This window comes from Candidatus Terasakiella magnetica (assembly GCF_900093605.1).
Lineage (GTDB): Bacteria > Pseudomonadota > Alphaproteobacteria > Rhodospirillales > Terasakiellaceae > Terasakiella > Terasakiella magnetica.
On the sequence record NZ_FLYE01000012.1, the window covers coordinates 36868 to 50679 of the forward strand.

Here is a 13812-nt window from a genome sequence, read left to right on the forward strand (position 1 = left end):
TTTAAAGTGCTGCATTGCACACAGCCCCATCATCTGGTATAGAGCGCGCAGTATTTCATACCCCATCTATTTTAGGAGCTTCGGGTCTCATCATGGCTACTCCCATCCGTCGTGCATTACTTTCTGTTTCCGATAAAACCGGACTTGTCGATTTTGCTAAAGCTTTGGCTGACAAAGGTGTTGAACTGCTTTCTACAGGCGGTACGTACAAGGCACTGGCTGATGCGGGCATCCCTGTGATTGAAGTTTCTTCTCACACGGGCTTTCCTGAAATTATGGACGGTCGTGTTAAAACCTTACACCCAAAAATCCACGGTGGCCTCTTGGCCCTGCGCGATAATGACGAGCATGTTAAGGCTATGGAAGCCCATGAGATTGCGCCGATCGATCTCTTGGCTGTAAACCTTTACCCGTTTGAATCAACCGTTGCAGCCGGTGCTGATTTTGACACTTGTATTGAAAATGTTGATATCGGTGGCCCAGCCATGATCCGCGCAGCGGCTAAAAACTGGCAAGGTGTCTGCACAGTCGTTGATGTTGAAGATTACGCGCTCGTTCTTGAAGAACTGGAAGCCAACAACGGCACAACTGAAGCATTTCGCAAAAAAATGTCGGCAACGGCATATGCGCGCACAGGCGCTTATGATGCCGCCATTTCAAACTGGTATGCCGCGCAGTTGGATATTGAATATCCAAAACGCAAAGTTGTTGCAGGTGAGCTTAAACAAACCATGCGCTATGGTGAAAACTCTCACCAATCAGCTGCCTTTTACACAACGGGTGAAAACCGCCCGGGTGTAGCAACGGCTGAACAGCTAAACGGTAAAGAGCTGTCTTACAACAATGCCAACGATACGGACGCAGCGTTTGAGCTGGTGTCTGAATTTAAAGACGATGTGGCTTGTGTAATCGTTAAACACGCCAACCCTTGCGGTGTGGCTATTGGCGATAATATGAAAGACGCTTACTTGCGCGCTTATTCTTGCGATACAGAAAGTGCCTTTGGCGGGATTGTGGCCTTTAACCAAAAGCTCAATAAAGAAACGGCTGAAGAGCTGGCGAAAATCTTCCTTGAAGTGGTTATCGCACCAGACTTTGATGATGATGCTTTGGAAGTGCTTAAAGCCAAAAAGAACGTACGCGTTCTTAAAACAGGCGGTGTGGCTGATCCGGCTGATAATGCAGCTATGGTTAAAACATTGTCCGGCAGCTTGCTGGTTCAATCTAAAGACAATGAGATTTTCTCTGATGACTTCAAGGTAGTGACGGAGCGTCAACCAACTGAAGAAGAGATGAAAGACCTCCGTTTTGCCTTCACCGTTTGTAAGCACGTGAAATCAAACGCCATCATCTATTGCAAAAACAACATGACTGTTGGTGTGGGTGCGGGTCAAATGAGCCGTGTAAACTCTTGTCGTATCGCAGCATTTCGCGCTGAACAAGCTGCCACAACGGCGGGCGATGACACATCATGGGCCAAGGGCTCAGTTGTGGCCTCTGATGCCTTCTTCCCCTTTGCAGATGGCTTGATTGAAGCTGCTGAAGCAGGGGCGACTTGCGTGATCCAGCCAGGTGGTTCCATTCGTGATGAAGAAGTCATTGCTGCTGCAAACGAACGTGGCCTTGCCATGGTCTTTACTGGCATGCGTCACTTCCGCCACTAAACTCATTAATAAATGACCCGTCCTAGATTATGTTGACGGTTTTAGTTAGGCCCGTTGTTTTATACAGCGGGCTTTTCTATGTACTTGATCCGGTGTTTTCATACCTAAGCTCAAGTGCGGCCTGGCTCATTGTAAAACTGAACTCATTGAGCAACAAGAACCTTTAATATCTGTAATGTTTTGCACTGATGAAGCAGAAAATCCTGCTTCAATATTCCATTAATTCTTTCAGCCATAGCATTTTGATAACAGTCATAACCATCTACCATAGAAAGGAAAATGTGATTATCGCTTAGGGCTTTCTGATATTCTGCCGAGCAATATTGTAAGCCTCTGTCCAAATGATGCAGCGTTTCTTTTTTTGCACGTTATGAAATTGCCATTTTCAATGCTTTGACCACATCACTTGCTTTCATTTCAGCACTCACTTCATAGCCCATAATCTTGCGTGCGCAGACATCTGTCACCAAAGACAGGGAATGCGTTCCCTGATCTATTTGCACATAGGTAATATCGCTGACAAAAGCTTGTTCAACCTCTGTAACTAATTGTTATTTCAATAAATTTCGGTATTTACGAAGCCAATGTTTGCCATAGGTCGTCTTTGTATAACTCTTACGTGATTTAGCCAATTCAGCTTACCATGCTTGCGCAGCCAAGTTAATGCCGTCCTGAAACCTTGATGCCATAACGCTTTTGCGCCTACTTATATGTCATTTCGCCTTTTTCTATCTGTTCAACAACAGACAATTTAAAGGCTAACGGATAATCTCTCTGGCTACGTCTGAGCCGCTTATTCTCTTGATGTCTCATAATAAGTCCTCAATCTGTCAACTTATTTCATGACAGGTCAAACTTTAAATAAAGAGCCTCGATGATAAATCACGGGGCCTTTTATTTTTTTAGTATATCAACTATCTCGAATTGACTGTTTTTATTCAGTGTATGAGTACAGAATGCTTTAGGGCTAACTTCTTCTGGCAAGATTGTTCGGTAGTTTTTTTCACTATAGTCTTCACGAGAAAGGTGAGTAATTTCCTTTAAAGTTACAGCATATCCATAACATCTCTCACAATCCTGCCCGGGTCGTAAAAGCCGCCCGCCCTCGCGAAAAACTTTCCCTGCTGGTCGCGCCGACTTAATATCACATAGAACAGGATTTTTAGGATGCCCGTACCAAGGTCCATTTAAGCTGTCAGAATAAAAAATATTCAACTCAACACCTGAAACATTCCCTTTTGAAACAACATTTGAAAATAGCCAAAAACCTTCATCGTTATGGTAAAGTACATTATCTAGCGCATGTATATCTTCATTAATTATACAATGTATCTCCCATATGTCGGGAAATGATACAGCTCTATACAGCTCAATCGTTCTGTTTTGAGCTGTTTCAGGTATCATAAAAAAATCATCGTCATACTTAAAAACACATGGGAACGATAAATGGTAATCTCTAGATAATACTGTTCTCACTGCCGATAGGGTACAATCTTCATTTACCTGAGCAACTGAGATTATTCCCTCCATTTTTCCAGTTTCACAATCTTCAAAAAAAACATAATGCTTTCCATCATCTTCTATCAGAAATGGATCGGCATAAATTCTCCCTTTAGGTGGTTTAATAAACTTATACTTTTTTTCACCATGGCGACGAATACCTAAAGTCCAAACTTGTGCGGGAGTCCCATGCTTTATTCTATGCAATATTCGACGATAACCATTTACTATAAAATTATATATATAAATCAATTTCCTCTTCGTTGTTTTTGGAAGAAGGAACTTCAACATATTTTTAATTTTCATTACCATTTTTTCTGCAACAAAACATTCTCAATAACCAATGCGTCCATACCGCTTGATAGGAAACACTTTATTGCTTGTGCAGGATTCTCAACAACGGGTTCTCCCATCACATTGAAAGATGTATTAAGGACAACAGGAACCCCAGATTTTTCGCCAAACTTATTAATAAGATCCCAATAAAGTGGATGACAGTCACGATTAACAGTCTGTACTCGGGACGTATTATCAATATGTGTCGTCGCAGGCAGTTTTTCTCGCCCTTTATCCTTTACTCTACAAACTGTTGTCATGAAGGGAAGCGGATCATGAATATGAAAATATTTATCAGCTTGTTCTTCAATTACCGCTGGAGCAAAGGGTCTAAATTCCTCTCTGAATTTTACACATTTATTAATCTCCGCTTTCATTGTAGACAATGTTGGATTTGCCAAAATTGAACGGTGACCTAGAGCCCGTGCACCATATTCCATCCGTCCCTGAAACCAGCCAACAATATTTCCATCCAGAATAAGCTGTGCGGCTGTCCCAACACGATCATCCAAGATTTCAAATGGTAATTTAACAGGCTCGACAAGTTTCAGAACATCTTCAGTTGACCAATGGGTCCCATAATCAGCCCGCATAATGGGCTTTCCGCGTTTATGTCCCAAAATTTGATGACGAACATAAAGACACCCCCCTAAAGACAAACCATTATCGCCAGAAACTGATGGAATATACAAATGCTTAAAAGGTGTATTTTCATAAATACCATTGTTCAACACACCATTCAACCCAACACCACCAGAAATACAAAGGCTCTCTACGTCTACCCTGGGTTGTATATAATCCAGTTGATGATAGACACATTCTTCCATAGCCAATTGTGCCGATGCAGCCAAATCCATATGTTCCTGTGTCACCGTTTCTTCTTTCTTACGTGCAGGCCCAAAGAGGTCAAAAAAACCTTTTGAGAAATAACTACTCGTCCCACGACCATAAGTTTTATGCTGGAGGAATAGTTTTTCATTAATTTCAAAATGTCCATCCCCAACAGGATAAATAACCTTACGCATATCCTCTACAAAACGTGGCTTACCATAAGAAGCCAATCCCATAACCTTGAACTCGTCACCATTTCCAAAACCCAAATGTTGCGTAATACCTGCATAAAACATGCCAAGAGAGTGAGGCCAAGACGTTGAGCCAAGGACCTTCATTTTATTATCCGTTCCCATGCCCCAAAGGTTTGTATCCCACTCACCGCGCATATCAATTGTATAAAAAGCTGCTTTCTCAAACGGACTACCAAAAAAGGATGATGCAGCATGCACTAAATGGTGACGCAGGTAATGGACTTGACAGCCTGTCTCCTTTTGAAATTTCATCAGTTGCCGCTTGAAACGGGCAACAAACATTAATTCATGCTTAATCATTGCCAAGGAGGCTTTAGGTGCTGAAAACATATTGCTCAGATAATCCGGCAAACGATTTTTTAGCCGTAATTTAGGATCATAACAAAATGATACATGATCAATATCATGCTTTGAAATACCTGCCTCTTTCAATACTGAAGCAATTGAAAACGTAGGCCACCCACCCTGATGTTTTACCCTCGTAAAACGTTCTTCTTCCACAGCTGAGATTATTTCTCCATCAATCATCAAACACGCACCAGAATCACAAGTATATCCACCGATACCCAGGATAACTTCTTTTTTATTAATGTGATTCGTTAGGGGCATATTCTTCAATCTCTACTTTAATTTAAAACTCATTTTGGGAAACCTGATGAAGCACCTGATACTCTCCTATCAGAAATTGGAATTCAATAAAAAAAAATATACAACAATCGCAATCTTTAAGCTTCCATCTCTTGTTCGACATGATATCTTTTCAATAAATGATTTTATAAACAGGAGAGCACAGCATGATCGTCACAACTACAGACAATGTCGAAGGTAAAACAGTCACTGAATACTGCGGTATTGTTTCTGGTGAAGCCATTTTAGGGGCCAACCTGTTTAAAGATTTCTTTGCCGGCATCCGCGATGTTGTGGGTGGGCGCTCAGGTGCCTATGAAAAAGAATTTCGCAAAGCCAAAGAAGCCGCCCTTGAAGACATGAAGGCCGAAGCCCAAGAACTTGGCGCAGATGCCGTTGTTGCAGTTGACCTTGATTATGAAGTCATCGGTGGCGACCAGAAAACCATGCTGATGGTTTCTGCCAACGGTACAGCAGTTAAGTTTTAAGCTGCACCCATTTAATGGCCCAATCAAAAACGATTACCTATGTTATCGGCACCACTGATATCGGTGGTGCCGAAATGCATCTACTACGCATCTGCACAGGATTAATCCCCAAAGGCTGGAATGTGACTATCTTTTCCCTCGCCAATGCAGGGAAACTGGCAGAGGCTTTTGCACAAACTGGTGCCACAGTTGTTCATCCGCCGAGCCTTACTGCTTCTGGGCCTTTGCGCAAAGTGTTTCGTTTGGTGCAAATCCTGCTGCAAACCTTGCGGATTTTTCTACATCTGCTTTTTTCGCGCCCCAGCATCGTACATTTTTTCCTGCCTGCTGCCTATTTGGTTGGGGCCCCGCTTGCTATTTTAGCAGGCAGTAAAATAAAGCTGATGAGCCGACGTAGCCTCAACCTTTATCAAGAAAAACACCCCAAGCTTGCCAAGCTTGAACATTGGCTCCATAAAAAAATGGATGTTATTCTTGGAAATTCGCGTGCGGTTATCTCTAATTTAAAAGATGATGAACAGGTTCATCCGGCAAAATTAGGCTTGATTTATAACGGCATTGAAACCGGGCTTTATCAACATACGCCAAGTAAGACGACGCTTCGCGATGAACTCAAACTCAATGAAAACGCGCTTGTTTTCATCCTTGTTGCCAACCTCATTCCCTATAAAGGCCATATGGATTTAATCAATGCCTTAGGCCTTGTAGATGACCAACTACCTGAGGATTGGCATTTAGTATGCGCAGGATATGACAGCGGTTATTTATCTAAGCTAAAGATGCGCAGCACCGAGCTTGGGCTTAATGAGAAAATTCATTTTTTAGGCCAGCGCCAAGATATCCCAGACCTGCTCCAAGCCAGTGATGTTGGGCTTTTATGCTCTCACGAAGAAGGCTTTTCCAATGCCATTTTAGAAGCCATGGCAAGCGCTCTGGCGATGGTGGTGACAGATGTTGGTGGCAATGGTGATGTGGTGGAAGAAGGCAAAAGCGGCTTTATTGTCCCTGCCCACAACCCTGAAAAGCTTGGCAAAGCTCTTGTTAAAATCTCCCATGACCCACAAAGGTTAAAAGAGATGGGGGCTTATGCACGCAGTGTCATTGAAAAGGACTTTACCCTTGAGCATTGCGTTGATCAATATGACCAGCTCTATCAACGCTTACTCACCGACAAAACCATTCCAGCCCCAATTAAAATTAATCGACCTTCTTAACCACAGCTGCAAAGAAACCGTCTTTACCTTGTGAAGGAAGCGAGCGATAAACCTCGCCTTCCTGTTCAAAATTCTTATGGCCTTTAAGGAAGGCTTTGAGCATAAGCTCGCCTTCTTCTGGCTGTAGCGAACAGGTGCAATAAACGATTTTTCCACCCGGTTTCACCCAATGGGACGCGCGGTGCCAAAGGGTGCCTTGGATATCGGCCATGGCGCGGATGTCTTCTGACTTTTTGGTCCAAAGCCCATCTGGGTGGCGGCGCAAGGTACCTGTGGCCGTACATGGCGCATCAAGCAAAATCGCATCAACAAAATCAGCGGGTTCCCACTCCATCAAGTCAGCTTCTACAACTTCAGCTGTGACCCGGGTGCGTTCCATATTTTCTTCAAGGCGTTTTAAGCGGTTTTTATTTTTATCAACCGCAATCACGTCCGCCCCAGCGGCGGCCAATTGCATGGTTTTACCCCCCGGTGCAGCACATAGGTCAAGCACGGTTTTACCCGTCACATTCCCGAGCATTTTAACAGCTTGTGTGGCAGCCGCATCCTGCACCCACCATGAGCCATTGCTATAGCCGTCCAATTCTTCAATACGCCCACCTGTGCTAAGGCGCACACTGCCGTTATCTAAGATTTCACCGTTTAAACGTTTGGCCCAAATCTCTGCCTCATCTGCATATTTTGGCGTAATATCAAGGGCTGCTTCTGTTAGGTGGGCTTTGGCGATTTCTATCGCCACCTCTGCCCCATAGGCATTTTCCCAACTTTCATAAAGCCAGTCAGGCATGTTTTTGCGTGCAATCACTTCCGCTGGATATTCTTCTTTCTCGCGATCAATACGGCGCAACACCGCATTTGTCAGCTTTTTATACTGCACCAGCTTGGCATAATTGGTCAGATGCAACGATTCATTAACCGCGGCGTGGGCCGGAACATGCATAAAATAGAGCTGTGCCACACCCAAGCGCATGATGTTGAGGATATTGCGCGCATGGCCTTTTGGTCTTTTATCCAGACACCCATCAATCAGATGATCAATAAACCCTTTATTGCGGATCGTGGCGGTCACCAGCGCGCGTGAAAAGGCCTTTGCTTTGGGTGAGAGCTTTTCCAAATGAGGATGGCTGTTAAAAGCTTCATCTAACGGGCGTTTTTTCCCAAGAACCTGACAAAGGACATCATAGGCAATACGACGGGGCATGGGCGCACACTTTCAAAAGGGAGAAACAAGATCCCCGCCTTATAAACGAGAAAGGAAAAAAGGGCTAGCCCCAAGGCCCTTTTGTCTTGCCATTAGTTTCAGGGATTTTAGAACGACTCGATCGCTTCACGGGCTGAGAATTTGCCATTTTTTTCAGCTCATCAATACGGTTATCCATATTAGGATGGGTGGAAAAGAGACTATCGGTTTTGCGCATATGAAGCGGATTGACGATAAATAAATGCGCGCTTGCCGGATTATTTTCTGCTGCGTGATTATCAATGAGCGAGGCGCCTTTATCGAGCTTATTCAAGGCACTGGCAAGCCACAGGGGCTGCCCACAAATCTCTGCACCAATGCGGTCAGCTTCATATTCACGGGTTCTGGAAATCAGCATTTGCACAAGCATGGCCGCCATGGGCGCAAAGATCATAATCAAGATGGTGCCAAACATGCCCAAAGGATTGTTATTTTCCTCATCATTAGACCCGCCAAAGAAAAAGGCGAAATTTGCCAACATGGAAATAGCCCCTGCAATGGTTGCCGTAATCGTCATAATCAAGGTATCGCGATTTTTCACATGGGCAAGCTCATGGGCCATCACACCCGCAAGTTCTTCCTCGCTTAACATATTTAACAGGCCCGTTGTGGCCGCCACAGCTGCATTTTCAGGATTACGCCCGGTGGCAAAGGCATTGGGCTGGGCATTTTCCATGATATAAACTTTGGGCATGGGCAACTCAGCACGTCGGGCAAGCTCTGCCACCATTTGATAATAAACAGGCGCGCTTTGCCCATCAACTTCACGCGCACCATGCATGCGCAGGATCATCTTATCGGAATTCCAATAAGAAAAAGCATTCATGCCTAATGCAATAACAAGAGCGATCATCATACCGGACTCACCGCCCAGCATAAATCCAATCACAAGGAAAAGCCCGGTCATCCCGGCAAGAAGTAAAGCAGTGCGTGCGTAACTCATAAGCGTGAAATCCATTGCAAAACTGTTGTTCACAGATTATTTAGGGATAAACCTATCTCTTGCGCAACCCCTTTGAGGCCGATCATGTCCAGTGAAACTGAAAATAAGCCAAAATTTACCAGCACAGATGTGGTGCGCAACGAAGCCGGACGCCCCATTGCCCCACAGCCTGCACGTAAATTTGACACCATGGCTGAGCAAAAAGAAGAAGAAGACAAAGAAGTGGGTGGACGCAAAGATGGCACAGACCCCACCCGCTTTGGTGATTGGGAAAAAGGCGGGCGTTGCGTGGATTTTTGATCCAAGCTGATTATAAATACACCTATTGGTGCGTAGATTAATATATGCACCCTAAAGTATACTAAACCTCTCTTAAGTTGTAGAGGTTGAAGATGCCGATCAGATATTCTCTGATATGTTTTTTTATATGCTGCACCATGCCCATGAAGCCCATCTTTGCCAATGAAATGCTCAAAGGTCCTGTACATGCAGAAGTCTTGCGCATTATTGATGGCGACACCATAGATGTGCGCGCCCAAATCTGGATTGGGCAAAGCCTACAAACCCGTGTGCGCCTTGCAAAAATTGATGCGCCTGAACTGCGCGGGCGTTGTGCTAAAGAAAAGAAACTGGCACAGCGCGCCCATCACTATCTTGCACAGCGATTGGAAAACCCCACAGTTATCTTAAAAAATATCCAGCTTGGAAAATATGGCGGGCGTATTTTAGCTGAGGTTGAAACTGCAAAAGGTGAGAATTTAGCTGAGCTTCTCCTCCAAAACGGGCTCGCCAGGCCATACCTTGGGCAAAAACGAACGCAATGGTGCCGCTGATTTTAATTCCATCTTAACAGGCTTTAGGTTATCCCTATCCTTAATGTTGGGATAAGGGTACTTAGGACGTAGATGTTATCGATTTTTAACCGTTTTATGGACTGGTTTATGATGCGTGAAGAAGCCGCGGGTGCCATGGCGCAAAACCCGGCGCAAATCATGCAAAATCTCAGTGATGTAAATGTGTTAATCTCTGAGCCTGCCGGCAATTTTGCCAGCGATGAAGCCAAGGCCGCCTTATTACAAAGCATCATTAACCCGCTTAATGAAAAACCCGGCCTTTCCATCCGCCTGATCAATAAAACCTTCCAGCGCAGCCTAAAAGGCAGCTTAAGTGAGCAGTTTGAAACTGTCATTGAAGAGGGGCGCAAAACCCTTGAAGAAGAAAAATGCGATCTGCTGCTTTGGGGGAAAGTTGAATTAGAAGACCAAGCCGTGCGTTGGCATTTTCTATCTGCCAAAGAAGGTGAAGCCGCTCTTGGTGTGCCCGGGATTGCTGAAAATATACTGGTGCCTTTTGCACCGGAAAAAGGCACGCTAGATGTACTTTATGCCGCTATTTTCGCTGCCTGCACACCAAGCCATACCTCTCACGCCCTAAAAATTGCTGAATATTTATTAGGTGCAGTTGACCCTTTAACCAAACTTCCAGCTGGTTTAAGCAATCGCAAAACTCCCCTGCCTGCCAAAATTTCCACCATGGGCATGTGCGCGGTTGTGCTTGCCAATATTGCAAGGCGAAGCGAAGAATTAGGCTGGTTTGACCCCGCCATTAAAGCCTTTAACACATGGTCTGAGCTGGTTGATAAAAATAAAACCCCGCTTGATTGGGCTATGGTTACCAATCACCATGGCTGGCTTTATGAAGAAATGGCAACCCATGGCGATGATGACCATGCCATTGAACATATTGAAAAAGCCATCAAATTGTTTGAATCAGTTTGTCAGGTGCTTGAAGTTAGAACCCACCCTTTAGAGTGGGCCGCTGTTCAACTGCGCATGGCGACAACTTGTGCAAAAATCGGGCGCAAACAAAGCGAGCCGGAATATCTGCAAAAAGCCGCACGTTATTATAAAAAATCACTCACGGTCTATAATCAAGCTAACTATCCGCTCAATTGGGCCGATACCATGGCAAAAATGGCAAAAACCATGATGCTCCATGGGCAATTGGTTAAAGGGGCGCAATCTTTAGAACAGGCGGGCGTGGCCTTTCAGGCAATTTTACAGGTTTATGATCAAGATAAATATCCCGCCCAATGGGCCAATACACAAAATAACCTTGGCGCAACCCTGTTTGCTTTAGCCAAACGTGATCCTTCCACAGCAGCTTGGCTGGACCATGCGTTACTTTGTTTTGAAAATGCCCGGACCTATTATCTAGAAACAGGTAAGCCCAAGCTCGTACATGTGATTGATAAAAACATCATCAAAGCACAAGAGCTCAAAGATGAAATTGAAGAAGAACTCAATAGCGATTTATTGACTTAGAAGTATAAATCTCCTGTTTACCCAAGGCTTTCATAAAGCTATGATGCCGCGCAAAATCAGCCCTTTTAAAGGAAATGAAAAATCATGAAAGTTCTCGTTACAGGTACAGCTGGATTCGTTGGATATCACTTGGCTGAAAAACTGATTGCCAACGGGCATGAGGTCGTGGGAATTGACTGTGTCTCTGACTATTATGATGTTTCTTTAAAAGAGGCTCGCCTTGCGCGTTTAAACAAACATGCAGCCTTTACAGAAATTCGTGAAGACCTTGCTAATGCAGATGCCATCATGCAAGTCTTTGCCACCCATAAGCCGACCCATTGTGTGAATTTAGCCGCCCAAGCGGGTGTGCGCTATTCTTTGGAAAATCCAGCGGCCTATACCCACTCCAATATTGACGGGTTTTTGAGCATTCTTGAGGCGTGTCGCCATCATCCGGTTAAGCATCTGGTCTTTGCTTCAACCAGTTCTGTTTATGGCGGTAATCAAAATATGCCGTTTAGCGAACATAACAGCACTGAGCATCCCATGACGCTTTATGCGGCAACTAAAAAAGCCAATGAGCTAATGGCCCATAACTATGCTCATCTGTTTGACATTCCAGCTACTGGCATGCGTTTTTTCACCGTCTATGGCCCCTGGGGTCGCCCGGACATGGCGCTTTTCCTCTTTACCAAAGCCATTATGGAAGGCAAACCGATTAATGTCTTTAACAACGGTCAGATGGAACGCGATTTCACCTATGTTGAAGATATCGTTGAGGGAATTTTCCGCTTACTTGGTGTGCCACCGAAAAAAGATGATGCATGGGATGCCAAAAACCCTGATCCTTGTTCAAGCGGCATCGGGCCTTATCGCATTGTTAATATCGGCAATTCACGCTGTGAAAAACTCATGCGCTATATTGAAGTGCTGGAAGAAAAACTGGGCCGTAAGGCTGAAAAGAATATGCTCCCTATGCAGGACGGTGATGTGCCTGCCACATGGGCTGATACATCTGAGCTTAATAAAATCACCGGCTATTCACCAAACACTTCCATTGAAGAAGGTGTTGGCAAATTCGTTGATTGGTACGTAGACTTTTATAACGTGGACCTTTGATTATGAATCGTAAAATCGCTGTTATCGGGCTTGGATATGTTGGCCTTCCTGTTGCTGTTTCTTATGGGCGCGCAGGTTATGAAACCATTGGCTTTGATATCGATCAGGGGCGTATTGAAGAGCTTAAAAAAGGCATTGATCGCACCGAAGAAGTCGAAGAAGGCGATGTGCTCCACGATAGCCTAAGCTACACATGTGATTTAGAAGAATTACGCCGTGCTGATTTCTTTATCGTAACGGTTCCAACCCCAATTGATGATGCACATCGCCCAGATTTAGGTGCTGTAATTGCCGCATCGCGCACAGTGGGTTCGGTTTTGAAAAAAGGCGATATCGTGGTTTATGAATCCACGGTTTATCCCGGTGCTACAGAAGAAGAATGCGTGCCTGTTCTAGAAGAAATTTCAGGCCTGTCCAATAAGGGTGACTTTGCGGTAGGCTATTCACCTGAGCGCATTAACCCGGGCGATAAAGAACACCGTTTTGAAACCATTTTAAAGGTAGTTTCTGGTCAGGACGAAAAAACACTGGAAACCGTTGCCCAAGTTTATGAAGCTGTTGTCACCGCTGGTGTTTATCGCGCAGCCAACATTAAAACGGCGGAAGCAGCAAAAGTAATTGAAAATACACAACGCGACCTCAATATCGCTTTTGTAAATGAACTTTCACAGATTTTTGAGCGTGTGGGTATTGATACCCATGATGTTTTGGAAGCTGCGGGCACAAAATGGAATTTCCTTAAGTTTACACCGGGTTTGGTGGGTGGTCACTGTATTGGTGTGGACCCCTACTACCTCACCCATAAGGCCGAACAATTAGGCCATCATCCGCAAGTTATTCTAGCAGGGCGCCGCGTCAATGACCGCATGGGTTATCATGTGGCCATGCAAGCAATTAAAATGCTAATGAAGCGCGGGCGCAAGGATGAACCTGTCGTCACCATTTTGGGCCTGACCTTTAAAGAAAACGTACCAGACTTACGTAACTCAAAAGTCGTTGATATCATCACCGAACTTGAAGATATGGGCATCAAAACCCAAATTTCTGATCCTTGGGCCGATGCTGATGAGGCCATGCATGAATATGGCGTAACATTGACCCCACAAGCAGAACTAAAACCTGCTGACGTGGTAATTTTAGCTGTTAATCATCGTGAATACATCAACGAAGGCTGGTCCCTCATTCAAGAAAACTTAAAAGATGCTGAAGGTAGCGTGATTGATATCAAAGCTGCATTAGATCGCACGAACGTTCCTGATCAAATCAGCCTGTGGCGTTTATAATTTCAAG

The 13812-nt window shown here is 44.5% G+C and carries 12 protein-coding genes and 2 pseudogenes; 8 read left to right on the plus strand and 6 right to left on the minus strand.

Annotated features, from left to right (window positions below; all coding sequences use genetic code 11):
- Window positions 1–92: 92 nt before the first annotated feature.
- The gene (gene purH, locus MTBPR1_RS07045) at window positions 93–1664 is read left to right on the plus strand and encodes a bifunctional phosphoribosylaminoimidazolecarboxamide formyltransferase/IMP cyclohydrolase (protein WP_069186870.1); all 1572 of its coding nucleotides are present in this window, start codon (window positions 93–95) and stop codon (window positions 1662–1664) included.
- A 45-nt stretch (window positions 1665–1709) separates the two neighbouring features.
- On the opposite strand, the pseudogene MTBPR1_RS17805 reads toward purH, so the two are convergent.
- The 4 genes and pseudogenes from MTBPR1_RS17805 to MTBPR1_RS07060 all read right to left on the minus strand — a co-directional run.
- Window positions 1710–2296: pseudogene (locus MTBPR1_RS17805) on the minus strand (IS3 family transposase); the annotation flags it as partial.
- A pseudogene (locus tag MTBPR1_RS18440) lies at window positions 2293–2477 on the minus strand (IS3 family transposase); the annotation flags it as partial. The pseudogenes MTBPR1_RS17805 and MTBPR1_RS18440, both read right to left, overlap by 4 nt.
- Window positions 2478–2558: 81 nt before the next feature.
- On the minus strand, window positions 2559–3470 hold the full coding sequence (locus MTBPR1_RS07055; protein WP_126465083.1) for a glucosamine inositolphosphorylceramide transferase family protein: 912 nt from the start codon (window positions 3468–3470) through the stop codon (window positions 2559–2561).
- Entirely contained in the window at window positions 3470–5194 is a 1725-nt protein-coding gene (locus tag MTBPR1_RS07060) for a carbamoyltransferase family protein (protein WP_069186873.1), read from the minus strand. Before MTBPR1_RS07060 ends, MTBPR1_RS07055 begins: the two co-directional genes overlap by 1 nt.
- Window positions 5195–5379: 185 nt before the next feature.
- On the opposite strand from MTBPR1_RS07060, the gene MTBPR1_RS07065 reads away from it, so the two are divergent.
- Together MTBPR1_RS07065 and MTBPR1_RS07070 are read left to right on the plus strand one after the other, a co-directional pair.
- Window positions 5380–5700 carry a heavy metal-binding domain-containing protein gene (locus MTBPR1_RS07065; protein WP_069186874.1) on the plus strand — a complete coding sequence of 107 codons (321 nt, stop codon included), beginning with the start codon at window positions 5380–5382 and terminating at the stop codon, window positions 5698–5700.
- Between the two features lie 14 nt (window positions 5701–5714).
- On the plus strand, window positions 5715–6914 hold the full coding sequence (locus MTBPR1_RS07070; RefSeq protein ID WP_069186875.1) for a glycosyltransferase: 1200 nt from the start codon (window positions 5715–5717) through the stop codon (window positions 6912–6914).
- Here MTBPR1_RS07070 and MTBPR1_RS07075 read toward each other — a convergent pair.
- A complete protein-coding gene (locus tag MTBPR1_RS07075; protein ID WP_069186876.1) occupies window positions 6898–8115 on the minus strand; it encodes an RsmB/NOP family class I SAM-dependent RNA methyltransferase in 1218 nt (405 codons plus the stop codon). The two genes, MTBPR1_RS07070 and MTBPR1_RS07075, sit on opposite strands and share 17 nt — an antisense overlap.
- A 64-nt stretch (window positions 8116–8179) precedes the next feature.
- The gene (gene htpX / locus MTBPR1_RS07080) at window positions 8180–9097 is read right to left on the minus strand and encodes a zinc metalloprotease HtpX (protein ID WP_069186877.1); all 918 of its coding nucleotides are present in this window, start codon (window positions 9095–9097) and stop codon (window positions 8180–8182) included.
- A gap of 84 nt (window positions 9098–9181) precedes the next feature.
- Here htpX and MTBPR1_RS07085 point away from each other — a divergent pair, with 84 nt between their 5' ends.
- From MTBPR1_RS07085 to MTBPR1_RS07105, 5 genes are all read left to right on the plus strand, one after another.
- On the plus strand, window positions 9182–9397 hold the full coding sequence (locus MTBPR1_RS07085; RefSeq protein ID WP_069186878.1) for a DUF1674 domain-containing protein: 216 nt from the start codon (window positions 9182–9184) through the stop codon (window positions 9395–9397).
- A 137-nt stretch (window positions 9398–9534) separates the two neighbouring features.
- Complete coding sequence (locus MTBPR1_RS07090) at window positions 9535–9930, plus strand: thermonuclease family protein (RefSeq protein WP_069186879.1); 396 nt, start codon at window positions 9535–9537, stop codon at window positions 9928–9930.
- Between the two features lie 72 nt (window positions 9931–10002).
- Window positions 10003–11421: a hypothetical protein gene (locus MTBPR1_RS07095; RefSeq protein ID WP_069186880.1), complete on the plus strand. Its 1419-nt coding sequence runs from the start codon at window positions 10003–10005 to the stop codon at window positions 11419–11421.
- A gap of 84 nt (window positions 11422–11505) precedes the next feature.
- Window positions 11506–12522, plus strand: a complete 1017-nt coding sequence (locus tag MTBPR1_RS07100) for an NAD-dependent epimerase (protein WP_069186881.1) — start codon at window positions 11506–11508, stop codon at window positions 12520–12522.
- A 2-nt stretch (window positions 12523–12524) separates the two neighbouring features.
- Window positions 12525–13805, plus strand: a complete 1281-nt coding sequence (locus MTBPR1_RS07105; protein WP_069186882.1) for a nucleotide sugar dehydrogenase — start codon at window positions 12525–12527, stop codon at window positions 13803–13805.
- Window positions 13806–13812: the final 7 nt, after the last annotated feature.

Excerpts from the sequence above, each read along its gene's own strand:
- MTBPR1_RS07085 (WP_069186878.1), top strand. The coding sequence starts at position 9,182 with ATGTCCAGTGAAACTGAAAATAAGCCAAAATTTACCAGCACAGATGTG.
- MTBPR1_RS07090 (WP_069186879.1), top strand. The coding sequence starts at position 9,535 with ATGCCCATGAAGCCCATCTTTGCCAATGAAATGCTCAAAGGTCCTGTA.
- MTBPR1_RS07070 (WP_069186875.1), top strand. The coding sequence starts at position 5,715 with ATGGCCCAATCAAAAACGATTACCTATGTTATCGGCACCACTGATATC.
- MTBPR1_RS07105 (WP_069186882.1), top strand. The coding sequence starts at position 12,525 with ATGAATCGTAAAATCGCTGTTATCGGGCTTGGATATGTTGGCCTTCCT.
- MTBPR1_RS07075 (WP_069186876.1), bottom strand. The coding sequence starts at position 8,115 with ATGCCCCGTCGTATTGCCTATGATGTCCTTTGTCAGGTTCTTGGGAAA.
- htpX (WP_069186877.1), bottom strand. The coding sequence starts at position 9,097 with ATGAGTTACGCACGCACTGCTTTACTTCTTGCCGGGATGACCGGGCTT.
- MTBPR1_RS07060 (WP_069186873.1), bottom strand. The coding sequence starts at position 5,194 with ATGCCCCTAACGAATCACATTAATAAAAAAGAAGTTATCCTGGGTATC.
- MTBPR1_RS07065 (WP_069186874.1), top strand. The coding sequence starts at position 5,380 with ATGATCGTCACAACTACAGACAATGTCGAAGGTAAAACAGTCACTGAA.
- purH (WP_069186870.1), top strand. The coding sequence starts at position 93 with ATGGCTACTCCCATCCGTCGTGCATTACTTTCTGTTTCCGATAAAACC.
- MTBPR1_RS07100 (WP_069186881.1), top strand. The coding sequence starts at position 11,506 with ATGAAAGTTCTCGTTACAGGTACAGCTGGATTCGTTGGATATCACTTG.
- MTBPR1_RS07095 (WP_069186880.1), top strand. The coding sequence starts at position 10,003 with ATGTTATCGATTTTTAACCGTTTTATGGACTGGTTTATGATGCGTGAA.
- MTBPR1_RS07055 (WP_126465083.1), bottom strand. The coding sequence starts at position 3,470 with ATGAAAATTAAAAATATGTTGAAGTTCCTTCTTCCAAAAACAACGAAG.